This is a genomic window from Kutzneria sp. 744, assembly GCF_000568255.1.
In the GTDB taxonomy this organism is placed as follows: Bacteria; Actinomycetota; Actinomycetes; order Mycobacteriales; family Pseudonocardiaceae; genus Kutzneria.
The window spans coordinates 8,012,441-8,028,960 of the sequence record NZ_KK037166.1; the positions used below are offsets into that span (position 1 = coordinate 8,012,441).

At 70.9% G+C, this 16,520-nt stretch carries 15 protein-coding genes; 7 read left to right on the forward strand and 8 right to left on the reverse strand.

Features of this window, described 5'->3' with window-relative positions; genetic code table 11:
* Positions 1 to 102: 102 nt before the first annotated feature.
* Positions 103 to 795: a hypothetical protein gene (locus KUTG_RS36905; protein ID WP_157495013.1), complete on the forward strand. Its 693-nt coding sequence runs from the start codon at positions 103 to 105 to the stop codon at positions 793 to 795.
* 14 nt (positions 796 to 809) lie between these two features.
* Here the strand turns inward: KUTG_RS36905 and KUTG_RS36910 are convergent, their stop codons facing one another.
* From KUTG_RS36910 to KUTG_RS36935, 6 genes are all read right to left on the reverse strand, one after another.
* Positions 810 to 1,610 carry a DUF72 domain-containing protein gene (locus KUTG_RS36910; RefSeq protein ID WP_043731905.1) on the reverse strand — a complete coding sequence of 267 codons (801 nt, stop codon included), beginning with the start codon at positions 1,608 to 1,610 and terminating at the stop codon, positions 810 to 812.
* A gap of 26 nt (positions 1,611 to 1,636) precedes the next feature.
* Positions 1,637 to 2,359: a DUF72 domain-containing protein gene (locus KUTG_RS36915; protein ID WP_043731907.1), complete on the reverse strand. Its 723-nt coding sequence runs from the start codon at positions 2,357 to 2,359 to the stop codon at positions 1,637 to 1,639.
* A gap of 92 nt (positions 2,360 to 2,451) precedes the next feature.
* A complete protein-coding gene (locus tag KUTG_RS36920; RefSeq protein ID WP_043723508.1) occupies positions 2,452 to 4,560 on the reverse strand; it encodes a 3-hydroxyacyl-CoA dehydrogenase NAD-binding domain-containing protein in 2,109 nt (702 codons plus the stop codon).
* Positions 4,561 to 4,633: 73 nt separating this feature from the next.
* Positions 4,634 to 5,827 carry a thiolase family protein gene (locus KUTG_RS36925; RefSeq protein ID WP_043731910.1) on the reverse strand — a complete coding sequence of 398 codons (1,194 nt, stop codon included), beginning with the start codon at positions 5,825 to 5,827 and terminating at the stop codon, positions 4,634 to 4,636.
* A gap of 141 nt (positions 5,828 to 5,968) precedes the next feature.
* A complete protein-coding gene (locus tag KUTG_RS36930) occupies positions 5,969 to 7,213 on the reverse strand; it encodes a ribonuclease D (RefSeq protein ID WP_043723510.1) in 1,245 nt (414 codons plus the stop codon).
* Positions 7,214 to 7,299: 86 nt separating this feature from the next.
* The gene (locus KUTG_RS36935) at positions 7,300 to 7,953 is read right to left on the reverse strand and encodes a response regulator (RefSeq protein WP_182837310.1); all 654 of its coding nucleotides are present in this window, start codon (positions 7,951 to 7,953) and stop codon (positions 7,300 to 7,302) included.
* A 318-nt stretch (positions 7,954 to 8,271) separates the two neighbouring features.
* Here KUTG_RS36935 and KUTG_RS36940 point away from each other — a divergent pair, with 318 nt between their 5' ends.
* Positions 8,272 to 9,456, forward strand: a complete 1,185-nt coding sequence (locus tag KUTG_RS36940) for a dipeptidase (RefSeq protein WP_052395828.1) — start codon at positions 8,272 to 8,274, stop codon at positions 9,454 to 9,456.
* 76 nt (positions 9,457 to 9,532) lie between these two features.
* Here the strand turns inward: KUTG_RS36940 and KUTG_RS36945 are convergent, their stop codons facing one another.
* Positions 9,533 to 10,090, reverse strand: a complete 558-nt coding sequence (locus KUTG_RS36945; RefSeq protein ID WP_157495015.1) for a DUF3000 domain-containing protein — start codon at positions 10,088 to 10,090, stop codon at positions 9,533 to 9,535.
* Positions 10,091 to 10,215: 125 nt separating this feature from the next.
* Here KUTG_RS36945 and hemE point away from each other — a divergent pair, with 125 nt between their 5' ends.
* The 4 genes from hemE to KUTG_RS36965 all read left to right on the forward strand — a co-directional run bounded on the left by hemE (position 10,216) and on the right by KUTG_RS36965 (position 15,217).
* Positions 10,216 to 11,289 (forward strand): uroporphyrinogen decarboxylase, encoded by a 1,074-nt coding sequence (gene hemE / locus KUTG_RS36950; RefSeq protein WP_043723516.1) that lies wholly within the window; start codon positions 10,216 to 10,218, stop codon positions 11,287 to 11,289.
* Positions 11,286 to 12,728, forward strand: a complete 1,443-nt coding sequence (gene hemG, locus KUTG_RS36955; protein WP_052395829.1) for a protoporphyrinogen oxidase — start codon at positions 11,286 to 11,288, stop codon at positions 12,726 to 12,728. Before hemE ends, hemG begins: the two co-directional genes overlap by 4 nt.
* On the forward strand, positions 12,716 to 13,411 hold the full coding sequence (gene hemQ, locus KUTG_RS36960) for a hydrogen peroxide-dependent heme synthase (RefSeq protein ID WP_043723518.1): 696 nt from the start codon (positions 12,716 to 12,718) through the stop codon (positions 13,409 to 13,411). Before hemG ends, hemQ begins: the two co-directional genes overlap by 13 nt.
* Positions 13,412 to 13,525: 114 nt before the next feature.
* Positions 13,526 to 15,217, forward strand: a complete 1,692-nt coding sequence (locus KUTG_RS36965) for a patatin-like phospholipase domain-containing protein (RefSeq protein WP_157495017.1) — start codon at positions 13,526 to 13,528, stop codon at positions 15,215 to 15,217.
* 7 nt (positions 15,218 to 15,224) lie between these two features.
* Here the strand turns inward: KUTG_RS36965 and KUTG_RS36970 are convergent, their stop codons facing one another.
* On the reverse strand, positions 15,225 to 15,866 hold the full coding sequence (locus KUTG_RS36970) for a GntR family transcriptional regulator (protein WP_043723520.1): 642 nt from the start codon (positions 15,864 to 15,866) through the stop codon (positions 15,225 to 15,227).
* 89 nt (positions 15,867 to 15,955) lie between these two features.
* Here KUTG_RS36970 and KUTG_RS36975 point away from each other — a divergent pair.
* Positions 15,956 to 16,520 (forward strand): asparaginase (locus tag KUTG_RS36975; RefSeq protein WP_198047426.1); only part of this gene is annotated, 565 nt, incomplete at its 3' end.

The following is a 16,520-nucleotide window of genomic DNA, read 5'->3' on the forward strand; positions in this document are numbered from 1 at the left end:
CGGGGCCTCGTCACCCGTCCGTGCAAGCGGTGCACCCGGTGGTGAGCAAGGGCACTTCCCCTGCGTGTTCACCGAAGATCAGAAGGGGGTAAGACAGGGGTTGTGGCTACCACTGTCCTGACCCGTCCCGCCCCGCAGCTCCGTCGTGACCAGCGCGCGCTGGTGGAGGCGATCCGGCGAATGACGGGCTTCGAAGCGGTGGCCGTGCTGCGTGGATTCGACAAGACCAGCCGGGCCACCCGCGACGCCATCAACGAGGTCGTCCGCGAGCAGGGCGGTCACATCATCGACGTGACGCCCGTGCCCGGCCTCGGCGAGCTCGCCTCCGTGCCGGCCGCCGATCTGGTCGTCGCCACCAACCGCTCCCTCGCCGCCGCGGCCGAGCGCTGCGCCGCCTACTGGAACGTGCCCGCTGTCGTCCTCGGTGACGGCGTCGGAGAGCACGGCCGCCTGGTGCGTACCCGGCAGCCCGCCGTGTCCGTCACGCGCGACGGTGGCGGCCAGGACGTTGTCGTCCGGCAGCTGCGGCTGCTCGGCCCGGTCACCTGGTCCGACGGCTCCGCCCCCGCGCGGCCGGCCGAGGAGCTCGTGCTCAAGCCCACCATCGCCGGCATGGTCGTCACCGCCACGTACGCCGGCACCACCGTCACCCGGCCGGCCAGCCGGATGATCGAGGTGGAGATCACCGACGAGGTCGTCGCCGAGATCGACGGCCACGCGGGCCTGGTGAGCTCCGGCCGCTACGAGGCCCGCCCCACCACCCGCCCGGTCTGCCGGGTCGCCGTCAACGGCTGAGGCCGGCCAGCGGCTCATCCAAGGCCGACGCGCTGCGACAGGCCCATGGCGTCGACCGGCGCGCGGACCTTGGCGTCGTTGTCGAAGTACACGTGCACGTCGCCGCGGCGGTGCCACTTGCGGACCTTCTTCGCCCAGCGGTCGAGGGCCTCGTCGGTGTAGCCGCTGACGTACAGCTCCTCGTCCCCGTGCAGGCGGGCGTAGGTGAAGTCCGCGGTCAGCTCCTCGAAGTACGGCCATGTCTTCGCCGTGTCGGCCACCACCATCGCCACGTTGTGGTCCCGCAGCAGGCGCAGGCACTTCTCGTCCTGGAAGCTCACGTGCCGGGGCTCCAGCGCGTGCCGTAGCGGCCGGTCCTCGTCGATCCGCAGCCCCTCGTCGTCCTTGATCCGGTCGTCGTGCCGCGCCCCGAGCTTCGCCGCCGCGGCCGCGCTTTGTGGCAGCAGAGCCAGAAACTCGGCCAGCACCTCCGCGTCGAACCGCAGCGTCCCCGGCAGCTGCCACAGGATCGGACCCAGCTTCTCCTGCAGCCGCAGCACGCCCGACGCCAGGAAGTTGGCCACCGGGATCTCCGCGTCCTTCAGGCGCTTCATGTGCGTGATGAACCTCGGCGCCTTCGTCGCGAACACGAAGCCCACCGGCGTCTGCCCCGCCCATGACACGAAACTCGCCGGCCGTTGCAGCGCGTAGAACGTCCCGTTGATCTCCACCGAGTTCAGCCGCTCGGCCAGGTAGGCCAGCTCCCGCTTCTGCGTCACGCCCTTCGGGTAGAAGCTCCCGCGCCACGGCGGATACACCCAGCCCGACGTCCCGATCCGGATCACCGCCCCATCCTGCGCCGTCAGCCCCGCTCGCGCACCAGCTCGGCCAGCGCCATCGCGTCCCCCGGAGCCCGCCCGTGCATCGTGTTGTCGAAGTACACGAACACGTCCCCCTCGGCCGCCAGCTGCTCCACCCGGGCCGCCCAGCCCCGCAGCGCCTCGTCGCCGTAGCCGCTGATGTACAGCTCCTCGGCCCCGTGCAGCCGGATGTAGTGGAAGTCCGCCGTCGTCACGTCGAACAGCGGCCACTTCCCCTCCGAGTACACGACCGCCACGTTGTGCTCCCGGGCCAGCTCGTAGAACTTCTCGTCCCGGAAGCTCTCGTGCCGCACCTCGAACGCGTGCCTCACCGCGGGATCCAGCAGCGCCAGGAACTCTGCCACCACCCCCGGATCGAACACCGTCCGGTCCGGCAGCTGCCACAGCACCGGCCCCAGCCGCTCGCCCAGCTCCCGCACCCCCGAGTCGAAGAACTTCTTCAGCGGCTCCTCGACCTCACGCAGCCGCCGGACGTGCGTCACCTCCCGCGTGCCCTTCACCGCGAACACGAAGTCCGCCGGCACCTGAGCCGCCCACGACCGGTAGTTCTCCGGCGTCCGCAGCGAGTAGAACGTGCCGTTGATCTCCACGGTGTTCACGTGCCCGGCCAGGAACTCCAGCTCCCGCCGCTGCACCAGGCCCTTCGGATAGAAGCCGCCCCGCCACTCCGGGTACTTCCACCCCGACGTGCCGATCCTGATCATCACTCCATGGTGGGACGCGACGGGAAGCCCCGCACGACGAACAGAGCCGGCCGCCCTGCGGGGGCGACCGGCTCTGTTCGGGGTGAAGCGGATCAGGCGGGGACGGAAGCCACGCCCTGGGCCAGGAAACGCCGGCCGGTGACGCGCTCCGAGACGCCGGCCCGGTCCAGGTACGGCGTGATGCCGCCGAGCCAGAAGGGCCAGCCGGCGCCGAGGATGAGGCACAGGTCGATGTCCTGGGCCTCGGCGACGACGCCCTCGTCGAGCATGAGGCGGATCTCCTGGGCCAGCGCGTCCTCGGCCCGGGTGCGGAGCTCCTCGGCGGTCAGCGGCGATGTGCCGGGCTGCCAGAGGGCGGCGACCTCGGGGTCGACCTGGGGCTTGCCGGTGGCGTCCCAGGTGTAGACCGCGGTCTTCCCGGCGGCGACGAAGCGCTTCATGTTCTCGCTGACGCCGAAGCGGTCCGGGAAGGCCTGGTGCATGGTCTCGGCGACGTGCAGCGCGACGGCGGGGCCGACGAGCTGGAGCAGGATCAGCGGGCTCATGGGCAGGCCCAGCGGGTCCAGCGCCTTGTCGGCGACCTCGAACGGGGTGCCCTCGTCGACGGCCCGGATGACCTCGCCCAGGAAGCGCGTGAGCAGCCGGTTGACGACGAACGCCGGGGCGTCCTTGACCAGCACGCTGGACTTCTTCAGCTGCTTGCTGACCGAGAAGGCGGTGGCCAGCGTGGCGTCGTCGGTCTGGTCGCCGCGGACGATCTCCAGCAGCGGCAGGACGGCGACCGGGTTGAAGAAGTGGAAGCCGACGACCCGCTCGGGGTGCGACAGCTTGGCGGCCATCTCAGTGATCGACAGCGACGAGGTGTTGGTGGCCAGCACGCACTCGGCGGAGACGTGCTCCTCGACCTCGGCGAACACCTGCTGCTTGACCGACAGCTCCTCGAACACGGCCTCGATGACGAAGTCGGCGTCCGAGAAAGCGGCCTTGTCCAGCGAGCCGGAGACCAGTGCCTTCAACCGGTTCGCGGCGTCGGGGGACAGGCGCTTGCGGCCCAGCAGCTTGTCGATCTCGCCGTGCACGTAGCCGACGCCCTTGTCGACGCGAGCCTGGTCGATGTCAGTCATCACGACCGGCACCTTGAGCTGGCGTACGAACAACAGCGCGAGCTGGCTGGCCATCAGGCCGGCGCCGACGATGCCGACCTTGGTGACGGGACGGGCCAGCGACTTGTCGGGCGCGCCCGCGGGCTTGCGGGCCCGCTTCTGCACCAGGTTGAACGAGTACAGCCCGGACCGCAGCTCGTCGGTCATGAGCAGCGAGGCCAGGCCGTCGGTCTCGGCGGCGTAACCGGCGTCGAGGTCGTTGCCCCGGGCCAGCTCCAGCAGCTCAAGGGCCTTGGTCGCGCCCGGGGAGGCGCCGTGGGTCTTGGCCTCGACGAACGCGCGGCCGCGAGCCAGGGCGGCGTCCCAGCCCTCGCCACGGTCGATCTCCTTGCGGGGGACCGAAACCTCGCCGTTGACGACCTTGACCAGCCACGCCAGCGACTGCTCCAGGTAGTCGGCGGAGTCGAAGACCACGTCGACGATGCCCAGCCCGGCGGCCTGCGCCGGCTTGAGCATCTTGTTCTGGTTCAACGCGTTCTCGATGATCACGGTCACCGCGGCGTCGGCGCCGACGAGGTTGGGCAGCAGCTGAGTGCCGCCCCAGCCCGGGAACAGGCCCAGGAACACCTCGGGGAAGGCGATCGCGGCGGCGTTGGAGACCAGCGTCCGGTAGTGGCAGGACAGCGCCAGCTCTAGGCCGCCGCCCATGACCGCGCCGTTGACGAAGGCGAAGGTCGGGATCGACGACTCGGTGAACCGGCGGAACACGTCGTGCCCGGTCTGCGCGATCTGCCGCGCCAGCTCCGGCGACGACAGCTGCTCCACACCGGACAGGTCGGCGCCGACGGCGAACACGAACGGCTTGCCGGTGACGGCGATCGCCGCCGGGGAGGCGGCCAGCGCCTCGTCCAGGGCGGCGTTCAGCGACACCAGGCTCTGCGGCCCGAAGGTGGACGGCCGCGTGTGGTCGAAGCCGTTGTCGATGGTGATCAGCGCGACGGGCTTGGACAGCCCGGGCACCGGAATCACGCGGGTGACGGCCTTGGTCACCACCTCGTCGGGGAAAGCGGCCTTCGCCTGCTCAGCGGAGATGGTCACGCGATCACCTCGCTACGCTCGCCGATCGCGCGACCAAGGTCGCAGTGCTGAATGGTGCCCTCGCGTTGCTCGTTCACGCCTTGCCACCGTCCCAGTTCGGGTTCTCCCAGATCACGGTGCCGCCCATGCCGATGCCGATGCACATGGTGGTGATGCCGTAGCGCACGTCCGGCCGCTCGGCGAACTGGTGCGACAGCTGCGTCATCAGCCGCACGCCGGAGGACGCCAGCGGGTGGCCGGTCGCGATCGCGCCGCCCCACTGGTTGACCCGCGGGTCGTCGTCGGCGATGCCGAAGTGGTCGAGGAAGGCCAGCACCTGCACGGCGAACGCCTCGTTGACCTCGAACAGGCCGATGTCGGAGATGCTCAGGCCGGTGCGGGCCAGCGCCTTCTCGGTCGCCGGCACGGGGCCGACGCCCATGACCTCGGGCTCGACGCCGGCGAACGAGTAGCCCACCAGGCGCATGCCGACGGGCAGGCCCAGCTCGTGGGCGGTGGCCTCGTCGGCCAGCAGACAGCCGGTGGCGCCGTCGTTGAGACCGGCGGCGTTGCCGGCGGTCACCCGGCCGTGCGGGCGGAACGGCGTCTTGAGTGACGCCAGGTCCTGCACGGTGGTGCCGGGACGCGGCGGCTCGTCGGCGGTGGCCAGGCCCCAGCCCTTCTCGGCGGACCGGGTGGCGACCGTGACGAACTCGGGGCCGATCTTGCCGGCCTTCACCGCGGCGTCGTACTTGGCCTGGGAGGCGGCGGCGAACGCGTCCGCCCGGTCCTTGGTGATGCCCGGGAACCGGTCGTGCAGGTTCTCCGCGGTCTGGCCCATGACCAGCGCGGAGGTGTCCACGAGGCGGTCGGCCAGGAACCGCGGGTTGGGGTCGACGCCCTCGCCCATCGGGTGGTGGCCCATGTGCTCGACACCGCCGGCGATCACGACGTCGTAGGCGCCGAAGGCGATGCCGCTGGCCGCGGTGGTCACCGCGGTCATGGCGCCGGCGCACATGCGGTCGACCGCGTAGCCGGGCACCGACTTGGGCAGGCCGGCCAGCAGGGCGGCGGTGCGCCCGATGGTCAGGCCCTGGTCGCCGATCTGGGTGGTGGCCGCGATGGCGACCTCGTCCACCCGCTCCGGCGGGAGCTCGGGGTGTCGGCGCAGGAGCTCGCGGATCACCTTCACGACGAGGTCGTCGGCACGGGTCTCGGCGTAGATGCCCTTGGGCCCGGCCTTGCCGAACGGCGTGCGCACGCCGTCGACGAAGACCACGTTGCGCACGGCCCGTTCCGTCATCGGCGCTACTGGTGCGGCCACGGCGTGCTCCTCCTCAGCTTCGAGTGCGGGTCGGCCGTCCATTACCGGCCGGTAACCCGAACTCTAGTCTGAGTTACTGGCCGGTAACCAGCAGGGTGGCTGAACTCATGCTGCCGCAGCCTTGAGCGACTTGCTCAGCGGCTCCGCGGTGAGCTCGATCTGCCACGACCGGGCATGGCCGGCCCGCAGCACCTCGGCCACCGTGGACGGGTCGAGATCGGCCGGCGGCTCCCAGCAGGTGCGCCGCACCAGGTCCGGCAGCAGCAGGTTCTCCACCGGCAGCTTCAGGCTCTCGGCGATGGACGTCAGCGTGGCCCGGACGGCGGCCAGCCGGGCGGCGGCGTCGGGATCGCGGTCGGACCAGCGGTTCGGCGGCGGCGGGCCGTCGTGGGCGGGGGAGACCTCGGGCAGCTCCTTGCGCTGCAGCGCCCGGGCCTTGGCCAGGGCATCGCCCCACACCTTCACGGTCCGGCGCTGGGAACGACCGCGGAACACCGGCAGCGCCAGCAGGTCGGCCTCGGTCGCCGGATCGGTCACGGCGGCGTCGATGATCGCGCTGTCCGGCAGCACCCGGCCCGGCGCGATGTCCCGCTGGCGGGCCAGCCCGTCCCGGGCCTCCCACAGCGCCCGCACTGCGGCCAGCTGGCGGGGATTGCGCAGGCGGTGAATGCCGGAGGTGCGACGCCACGGCTCGGCCCGCGGCTTGGGCGCGGGCGCCGTGCGCACTGCCTCGAACTCCTCCAGGGCCCAGTCGAGCTTGCCCTGCTCACGCAGCTCGTCCTCGAGCACGTTGCGCAGCGGGACCAGCAGTTCGACGTCGAGGGCCGCGTAGGTCAACCAGTCCTGCGGCAGCGGGCGACGTGACCAGTCGGCGGCGCCGTGGCCCTTCTCCAGGTGGTAGCCGAGCAGGCGTTCCACCATCGAGCCGAGCGCGACCCGGTCGAAGCCGGCGAGCCGTCCGGCCAGTTCGGTGTCGAACAGGACCGCCGGCCGCAGGCCCAGCTCGGCCAGGCACGGCAGGTCCTGGGACGCCGCGTGCAACACCCACTCGGTGTTGGCCAGGGCGTCCACCAGCGGGTCGATCCGGCCGCCCAAAGCGACCGGATCGACCAGCACGGTGCCTGCCTGCTCTCGTCGCAGCTGCACCAGGTAGGCGCGCTGCGAATAGCGGTAGCCCGATGCCCTTTCGGTGTCCACCGCCACCGGACCCGTCCCCTCCGCCAGCGTTGCGGCCGCGCGCCGCAGCGTTGCCGGATCGGACACCACTGGCGGAACCCCCTCAGCGGGTTCGGTCAGCAGCACCGGGGTTTCTCCGGTCGGATCCTTCGGTTCAGAGCAGGGTGCATCCACGGCGGAAGACCCTACGTCCTCCACGCCCCGCGCGGGCGTGGATCACGTTCTGCTCGGTCCTCGCGTCGTCCATCCATAACCGTTTCTCAGCGGATCACGCCGGCCCGCATGGCCAACGCAACCATCTGAGCGCGATCCCCGGTGCCCAGCTTCCGGCCGATCCGCGACAGGTGAGACTTCACCGTGAGCGCGGACAGGTTCAGAGCCTCGCCGATTTCCTTGTTGGACTGTCCATCGGCGACGAGCTGGAGCACCTCGACCTCACGCGCGGACAGTTCCCGCGGCGTGTTGTCGGTTCCGGGGACCCGGGTTCCCGCAGCGAGGACCGGGGCCACGCTCGGGTCCGCGTAGACGCCACCGTCGAGAACTCGACGCACTCCGTCGGTGACCACCATCGGCGACGCGGACTTCAGCAGGTACGCCTGAGCGCCTGCCTGGAAGGCCGAGCGAACCGCATAGGGGTCGTCGGAGGACGCGAGCACCACGATGCGCGGCCAGCCCTGAGCACGGAGTTCCGTGACCAGGTCGATGCCGCTACCGTCAGGCAGCCCGAGATCAAGGATCGCCAGGTCGCACGGCCCCGTGGCCAGGGCTCGCGCCCTCGCCTCGGCCACCGATGCGGCCTCATGCACTGTGCCGGCACCCATCTGGGTCAGCCGAGCCGCTATCGCCTCCCTCAACAGTGGGTGGTCGTCAACCACCAACACTGAAAACAGCTCTTCCCGCGGGTGCGGGACCATGTTTGCCGGCAACGAGCCGGCTGGCGTGGTACGAACGGCCTGACCTAAGCCGACGGCAGCCACGTCACTACCTCCCTGGAGTCGGTCGTGCCCCCCGACCGGCACCGGGACTTTCGTCCAATCAGCCGCGCCACTGATCGACCGAAAGTGGTGTCGACGGGAGGAGCGTAGCCGCCCAAGCGGGTCAGCGGGACGATCAAATGGGTATCTGTCCCGATCGAGTTGTCACCGGAGGCCAGGTTTGTCGCACGATCGAGGGACTCCTGCCGAGGTGGCTAACGCGAGAAGGCTTCATAACGACATGAAGGAGTTGCGGTCGTGACGGACGGTCCGGAACACGCAGATGGACGTGCTTCTGCACGTGCAAACGCCCTACTGCGGCGGGTCCAACTGGCGGATGGTCACAACGACCTGCCGTGGGCCCTGCGCGAACTGGCCGGCGGAGCGGGCTCGCCGGCCGACTGGGCGGCGGCCGATCTGACCACTGTCCGGACAGATCTGCACACGGACCTCGTCCGACTCCGAAAAGGCGCACTGACCATGCAGTTCTGGTCGGTCTACGTGCCCTGCCGGCTGGAAGGTCACAGCGCGGTCACGGCCACGCTGGAGCAGATCGAAGTCGTGTACGAGCTGGTCAACCGCTATCCGGACCATCTTGCGCTGGCGCGCACGGTTGACGCCGCGGAAGCCGCGTTCGCGTCCGGGCGCATCGCCTCGCTGCTGGGCGCCGAGGGCGGCCACAGCATCGCCAACTCGCTCGGAGCGCTGCGTTCGCTGTATCGACTCGGTGTTCGCTACATGACGCTCACGCACAACAACAACACTGAATGGGCCGACTCGGCGACCGATGAGCCAGTGCACAACGGCCTTACCGATTTCGGCCGTGATGTGGTTTGTGAGATGAACCGCCTCGGCATGCTCGTCGATCTCTCGCACGTCGCGCCGGCCACGATGCGCGACGCGCTCGCGGTGAGCGAGGCGCCGGCCATCTTCAGCCACTCCTCCTGCCGCGCGGTCGCCGACCATCCCCGCAACGTCCCCGACGACGTGCTGGTCGAGCTGGCCGCCCAGGGCGGTGTGTGCATGGTCACATTCGTCCCGAGCTTCGTGTCGCAGGCCTACGCCGAGTGGGACGCGCGGCTGCGGGAGGCCATGACCGCGGCGGGCGCCGACCACCGCGACCTTGAGCAGCGGCACACCTTCTCGCAGACCTGGACCGGCGGCGGCCCGAAGCCCGAGGTCACCGTGAACGACGTGGTCAGGCACCTTGAGCACGCCCGCGAGGTCGCCGGCATCGACCACATCGGACTCGGCGGCGACTACGACGGCGTCGCCCAGCTGCCCGTCGGCCTAGAGGACGTCTCCTGTTATCCGCGGCTGTTCACCGAGCTGCTGGAGCGGGGCTGGAGCGAGGCGGACTGCACGAAGCTCGCCGGCGCGAACACGCTCCGCGTGCTGCGGGAGGCCGAGCAGGTCGCCCGCAAACTTCACCCGATCGTGTGATCACCTGAGGGCAGGAACGGGTGGGCACGGGTCCTTCGGGGTTCGTGCCCGCTGCACGTGCACGCGAAAGGCGCAACTACAGGCTGTTCTGGCGCTGACTGAACAGGGTGACCCCGACCGGGGGCAGGCCCACGGTGCTGGACAGCAGCTCGCAGAAGGCCTCGCCATGGGTGGTCAGCTCCGAGTCCAGCGCCGTCCACGACGCCCGCAGCTCCAGGTCGTCGGTGCGGGCCGGGCCCGAGATGTCGCCGAAGCGGGCCGAGGAGTTCTGGGTGACGGTGCCGCCGAGCGCGGTCCACTTGGCCGAGGAGCCCTCCAACGCGTCGGTCAGCCACGACCACGCGACCGCCGGCAGCAGCGGATCCACCGCCAGCTCGGCGTCCAGCTCGGCCCGGACGAAGGCGACCACGCGGAGCACCCCGCCCCACGCCTCCTCGCCCTCCGGGTCGTGCAGCAGCACCAAACGCCCCGTCGCCAACACGTCGGCAGGCCCGTCGGCTTCCGCGCTGTAGGCGAACGACCACGGCGCCAATCGCTGCGGCGCACGGACCTCCGTCAGCTCGACCTCCGGACGAGGACGCACCGACCTGAGCGCTTCCACTGCCTGCCGGAACAGCGCTGGCTCCTCCGACATCCCGGTCACATCAGGTGACCTTACGGGCTCATCCGCGCCGAAGTCCCGCACGACACGACGGATTCCGTTTGCCCGAGACGACTCCGTGACAAACGATTCCGGCCGCGTGGCACCATGGAACGGCCATGACGAACACTGCTCCGGTCTCGGCGCGCCGCGACCTCTCAGACGCTCCCCTGCTGGTCGCGGCCCGGGGCGGCGAGCCCTCCCGGACCCCGGTCTGGTTCATGCGACAGGCCGGCCGCTCGCTGCCCGAGTACAAGAAGGCGCGCGAGGGCACCGCGATGCTGGAGTCCTGTCTCACACCCGACCTGGCCGCCGAGATCACGCTGCAGCCGGTCCGCCGGCACGGCGTGGACGCGGCCATCCTGTACAGCGACATCGTCGTCCCGCTCTACGCGGCCGGCATCGGCGTGGACATCGTGCCCGGCACGGGCCCGGTGGTGGCCAATCCGGTGCGCACCAAGGCCGACGTGGACGCGCTGCCCGATCTGGACGCCGAGCAGGTCGCGCCGGTCGCGGAGACGATCCGGCTGCTGACCGCCGCGCTGGGCGACACGCCGCTGATCGGCTTCGCCGGCGCGCCGTTCACGCTGGCGTCGTACCTGGTCGAGGGCGGTCCCAGCAAGAACCACGAGCGCACCAAGGCGCTCATGCACAGCTCCCCGGACGTGTGGCACGCGCTGCTGGCCAAGCTGGCCGGCATCGCCGCGGAGTTCCTCCGGGTGCAGGTCGAGGCCGGGGTCGACGCTGTGCAGCTGTTCGACTCGTGGGCCGGCGCGCTGTCCGAGCGCGACTACCGCGAGTTCGTGCTGCCGCACTCGACCCGGGTGTTCGACAGTCTCGACGGCGCGGGCTTGCCGCGGATCCACTTCGGCGTCGGCACGGGCGAGCTGCTGGTGGCCATGCGCGACGCCGGGACCGACGTCGTGGGCGTGGACTGGCGGATTCCGCTGGACGAGGCGGTGCGGCGGCTGACCGCGGCCCGTCCCGACGGGCCCGCGCCGGTCGTGCAGGGCAATCTCGACCCGGCGCTGCTGTTCGCCGAGTGGAACGTGCTGGAGAAGGAGGTCCGCCGGATCCTCGCCGAGGGCAAGGCGGCCGCCGGGCACATCTTCAACCTCGGTCACGGCGTGCTGCCGGAGACCGATCCCGCGGTCGTCACCCGAGTGACAGAGCTGGTGCATTCACTGTCATGACCGAGCCCCATGTCGCCGTCGTCGGTGGCGGCGTGTCCGGCCTCGCGGCCGCCTTCCGGCTGCGCAAGCTGCTCGGACCGCTGGCCACGATCACCGTCATCGAGCAGACGGACCGGGTCGGCGGCAAGCTGCGCACGGTCGAGTTGGGCGGCCGCTCCTACGACGTCGGCGCGGAGGCCTTCCTGGCCCGTCGTGCCGAGGCCATCGAGCTGATCACCGAGATCGGCATGGCCGACGACCTGGTGCATCCGACCGACGCCCGGGCCACCGTCCGGGCCGGCGGGCGGATCAACCCGCTGCCCGGGCACACCTTCCAGGGCGTGCCGGCCTCGGCCGACGCCGTGCGCGGTGTGCTGTCCGACGCGGCGGTGGCGCGGGTGGCCCACGAGCCGGCCCTGCCACCGATCCACCTGGACGGCGAGGACGTCTCCGTCGGCAAGCTGCTGCGGGAGCGGTTCGGGCCCGAGGTGACCAACCGGCTGGTCGATCCGCTGCTCGGCGGCGTCTACGCCGGTCACGCCGACGGCCTGAGCCTGCGCGCGACGATGGCGCCGTTAGCGGGGGCGTTGGACCGTGGTGCCGGCTCGCTGGTCGCCGCGGCGTCTGCGCTGGTGCCGGCTCCGCCGCAGCAGGGTGCCAAGCGGCCGGCGGTGTTCGGCACGCTCAAGGACGGCCTCGGCTCGCTGACCGACCGGCTGGCCAAGCTCTCCGACGCCACCATCGAGTTCGGCCACCCGGTCCGTCGGCTGCGGCGGCGGGAGACCGGCTGGACCGTCGAGTTCGGCGAGCACTCCCTGGACGTCGACGGCATCGTGCTGGCCGTGCCGGCCCCGGCCGCGGCCAAGCTGCTGGCCGACGTCGCGCCGGTCGCGGCCGCCGCTTTCGGCGGCATCGAGCTGGCGTCGATGGCCGTCATCTCGCTCGTGCTGCCGGCCGACGTGGCGCTGCCGTGGAACTCCGGCGTGCTCATCGCCGGCGACGACCGCTGGCACGACGGCACGAAGTTCACCGCCAAGGCGTTCACCTTCTCCAGCCGCAAGTGGGCCCACCTGGACGGCGAGGACACGCTGGTCATCCGGGGTTCCGTGGGCAAGGCCGGCGAGACCGCCGCGCTCCAGGTCGACGACGACGAGCTGGTCCGCAACGTGCTGGCCGACCTGGCCGAGCTCACCGGCATCACCGCCGCGCCGACCGACACCGCCGTCACGCGTTGGGGCGGCGGGCTGCCGCAGTACGGCGTCGGGCACCTCAGTCGGGTGACCGCCATCGAGACCGCCGTGGCCGAGCTGCCCGGGCTGGCCGTGGCCGGCGCCAGCCTGCACGGCGTCGGTGTGCCGGCGTGCATCGCGACCTCTCAGGAAGCCGCGGCACGTGTGGCTGCCCACCTCTTGGGGCGACACCGTGGGACCGGTGGGACGATGGGCTCATGGCCCGCTTGAACTACAACGAGTTGAACGACACCATCCGCTACACCATGTGGTCGGTGTTCCGCGCCGAGCCCGGACGCCTCGGCGAGGACCGCGGGCCGGCGGCGGCCGAGGCCCAGGAGTACTTCGACTCCCTGGAGAGCAAGGGCGTCGTGGTGCGCGGCGTGTACGACGTGTCCGGCCTGCGGGCCGACGCCGACTACATGGTCTGGTGGCATTCCGAGGAGATCGAGCAGGTGCAGGCGGCGTACGCGAACTTCCGCCGCAGCACCGCCGTCGGCCGGGCGTCGACGCCCGTGTGGAGCCAGGTCGCGCTGCACCGGCCGGCCGAGTTCAACAAGAGCCACGTCCCGGCCTTCCTGGCCGGCGAGGAGCCCAAGAACTACCTCTGCGTGTACCCCTTCGTGCGGTCCTACGAGTGGTACCTGCTGCCCGACGACGAGCGCCGCAAGATGCTGGCCGACCACGGCAAGGAGGCCCGGGACTACCCGGACGTCCGGGCCAACACCGTCGCCTCGTTCGCGCTCGGCGACTACGAGTGGATCCTGGCCTTCGAGGCCGATGAGCTGCACCGAATCGTCGACCTGATGCGCCACCTGCGCGAGACCGAGGCCCGCCGGCACGTCCGGGTGGAGATCCCGTTCTACACCGGAACGCGGGTGCCGGCGGCCGAGCTGGTGGCCAACCTGCCGTAACGAATTGGGCTGGATACCGACATCCACCGGTATCCAGCCCAACACGGGACCCCTCTTCTGTCCGACGCACAAGATCACTAGCCTTGGTGCGAACGGCTTAGCGAGGTGTCGGTCATGACCAATCCTGGGGGGTTCCCGGCTCGCCCCACCGAGTGCGACCTGGTGATGCAGGGCGGGATCACCAGCGGCGTTGCCTATCCGGCGGCGGTTCTGGAGCTGTACAAGACATTCCGGTTCCGCTCGATCGGCGGCGCGTCCGCCGGCGCGATGGCGGCCGCGGTGACCGCCGCCGCCGAGTACGCCCGTGACAGCGGCGGATTCGAGCGCCTGCAGGTCTTACGCCGGCAACTCCAGGAGCCCGGGCTCATCGTCCGGCAGTTCCGGCCGACCAAGCAGGCCAAGCCGCTGTTCCGGATTCTGCTTGCGGCGCAGGCGAAGCGGACCACCGGCGCCAAGGCCATCACGTATCTGTGGGGGTTACTGCGCTGGCTGTTCCTGCCGTTGCTGTTGTCGGCCGCGGTCGCCTTCGGACTCGGCTGGCTGCTCGTGGCCAGCGCCGGCGGCACGCTCGGCGGCATCGGCTGGAGCGGCTGGGCCGTGTTCGTGGTCGGCATCCTGATCACCGGCGGGCTCGGACTCACCCTGGCACTCGCGTGGTCGGTGGTGCGGCTGGTGCGGGACCTGCCGAAGAACTACTACGGCATGTGCATCGGACACAAGCAGCGGCCGCGTGATCCGGACGCGCTGGCCGACTGGCTGTACCAGCAGATCCAGATCGTCGCCGGCAAGGACCTCGCCGATCCGCTGACCTTCGGCGACCTCAATGCCAAGGGCGTCAACCTGCGGCTGATGACCACCGACGTCACCGGCGGGCGGCCGGTGCGGCTGCCCAACGAGTCGTACTCGGACGTCAACTACCTGTTCAGCCTGGACGAATGGCGCAAGCTGTTCCCGACCGAGGTGCTCGACCACCTGGACCGCATCAGCCCCGTGGTCTATCCCGGCGCCGGCGAGCTCCGCGCACTGCCGACCGACGACCTGCCCGTGCTGGTCGCCACCCGGATGAGCCTCACGTTCCCGGTGCTGCTCTCCGCCGTTCCACTGTGGACGGTCGACGGGAAGACCGTGTCCCGGCACTGGTTCGCCGACGGCGGCATCTCCAGCAACTTCCCCATCCAGTTCTTCGACGCGTGGCTGCCGACCCGGCCCACCTTCGGCCTCTACTTCGGGCCCAAGGTGCCGTCGGCCCAGGGCGAGCAGCCGCCGGTCGACCCCGAGCGCGTCGAGGAGCGGCCCAGCCTGCTCAGCTATCTCGGCGGCATCCTGAGCGCCGGCCTGAACTGGCACGACACCTTGCAGGCCCGGCTGCCCGGCTTCAGCGACCGCGTGCGGGCCATCCGGCTCGCCGACGGAGAGGGCGGCTTCAACCTCACGATGCCGCCACAGACCATCTCGTCCATCGATGCCAAGGGCGCCGCCGCCGGCCGGTCGCTGATCGACTTCGACTTCCAGAAGCACTGGGTCGAGCGGTACCTGATCGCCATGCGCATGCTCCAGCGCAACCTCGTGGCCCCCGACGACGGCCACATCAGCATGCGCGAGGCCTACACCGCCGAGTACCACGCCTGGCTCGCCTCCGGCGAGGCCGTCGGCCCCGGCCACCACGAGGCGTGGTCCGCCGAAGCCGCCGCCGCCACCGCCCAGCTCCTCGACGGCGCCGACGCGTGGCTGCGCTGCGGCGAGACCTTCGTCGACGGCACCGATCCCAAGCCGTCCGTGGCCATGCGGATCACCCCGGACGTCTGAATCGGGCTCAGCCGGTCGTCAGCAGCTGGTCGCGGACGCGGTCGAGGTGTGTGGCCATGACCGCGGCCGCGCGGTCGGCGTCCTGGTCGCCGATGGCCTCGATCAGGACGTCGTGCTCGTCGATGGACGCCTGCTCGTGCGAGAAGGTGAGCTCCTTGGCCGCGCGGAGCAGCACGACGCGCTGCTGGGCCAGCCGGACCTGCTCGGCGACCAGGGGGCTGCGGGCGGCCTCCAACAGGGCGCCATGGAAGGCCAGGTCGAGCCGGTAGGGAAACTCACCGGTGGTGAACGCCGCCCGTGAGGCGGCGCTGACCTCGCGCATCCGGGTCAGGTCGGCATCGGTGCGGCGGGCGGCGGCCAGGCGGGCGGCGGCGCATTCGAGGGCGGAGCGGAGCTCGAACAGGGCATGCACGCCGGTGTTGTCGGCGACGGGGACGTGCGCGCCGCGGTTGGGGGTGAGGACCAGCAGGCCCTCGCTGGCCAGGTGCCGGATGGCCTCGCGCAGCGGCCCGCGGCTGATGCCGAGCCGCTGGGCCAGACCGACCTCGTTGACCCGCTCGCCGGCGGCGATCTCGCCGGTGAGCACCAGCTCCCGCAGCACGGCCACGGTCTGCCCGGCCAAGCCGGTGTGCACCAGGTCGACGCTCATGTGACGAACATCCGCCTTTACAACGTCCGCGAGCAAGTTGTTAACTGTCGACAGTTGGCAGAATCGCCCGTCGAGTCGAGGAGGCCGGTATGCACGAGCTTGTCGCAGAGGTGTGGCGAGGCGACTTCCTCGAATCGGTGCACCACGGGTCGGTGGTCGCGGTGGACGGCGACGGCCGCGTGGTGTTCGGCGTGGGCCAGCCGGCGGAGCTGTCGTACCCGCGCTCGTCCAACAAGCCCTTCCAGGCGCTGGCCATGGTGCGCAGCGGCCTGGACCTCGACGGCGAGCTGTTGGCGCTGGCCTGCGCCAGCCACTCCGGCGAGCCCTTCCACATCGACGGCGTGCGCCGCATCCTCGCCGGCGCCGGCCTCACCGAAGACGCGCTCCAGTGCACCGCCGACCTACCCCTGGGCGAGCAGGCCAAGGCTGACCACCTCGCCGCCGGCGGGCACGCCGCCCCGATCTACATGAACTGCTCCGGCAAGCACGCCGCCATGCTCGCGACCTGTGTGGCCAACGGCTGGCCGACCGAGAACTACCTGGATGCCGACCACCCCCTCCAGTTGGCCGCCCGCGCCGCCCTGGAGGACCTGGCCGGCGAGACCGTCGGCGCGATCGGCGTCGACGGCTGCGGGGCCCGGTGTGAATCCACCA

Excerpts from the sequence above, each read along its gene's own strand:
- KUTG_RS36965 (WP_157495017.1), top strand. The coding sequence starts at position 13,526 with ATGACCAATCCTGGGGGGTTCCCGGCTCGCCCCACCGAGTGCGACCTG.
- KUTG_RS36935 (WP_182837310.1), bottom strand. The coding sequence starts at position 7,953 with ATGGTCCCGCACCCGCGGGAAGAGCTGTTTTCAGTGTTGGTGGTTGAC.
- KUTG_RS36945 (WP_157495015.1), bottom strand. The coding sequence starts at position 10,090 with ATGTCGGAGGAGCCAGCGCTGTTCCGGCAGGCAGTGGAAGCGCTCAGG.
- hemQ (WP_043723518.1), top strand. The coding sequence starts at position 12,716 with ATGGCCCGCTTGAACTACAACGAGTTGAACGACACCATCCGCTACACC.
- KUTG_RS36970 (WP_043723520.1), bottom strand. The coding sequence starts at position 15,866 with ATGAGCGTCGACCTGGTGCACACCGGCTTGGCCGGGCAGACCGTGGCC.
- hemG (WP_052395829.1), top strand. The coding sequence starts at position 11,286 with ATGACCGAGCCCCATGTCGCCGTCGTCGGTGGCGGCGTGTCCGGCCTC.
- KUTG_RS36915 (WP_043731907.1), bottom strand. The coding sequence starts at position 2,359 with ATGATCAGGATCGGCACGTCGGGGTGGAAGTACCCGGAGTGGCGGGGC.
- hemE (WP_043723516.1), top strand. The coding sequence starts at position 10,216 with ATGACGAACACTGCTCCGGTCTCGGCGCGCCGCGACCTCTCAGACGCT.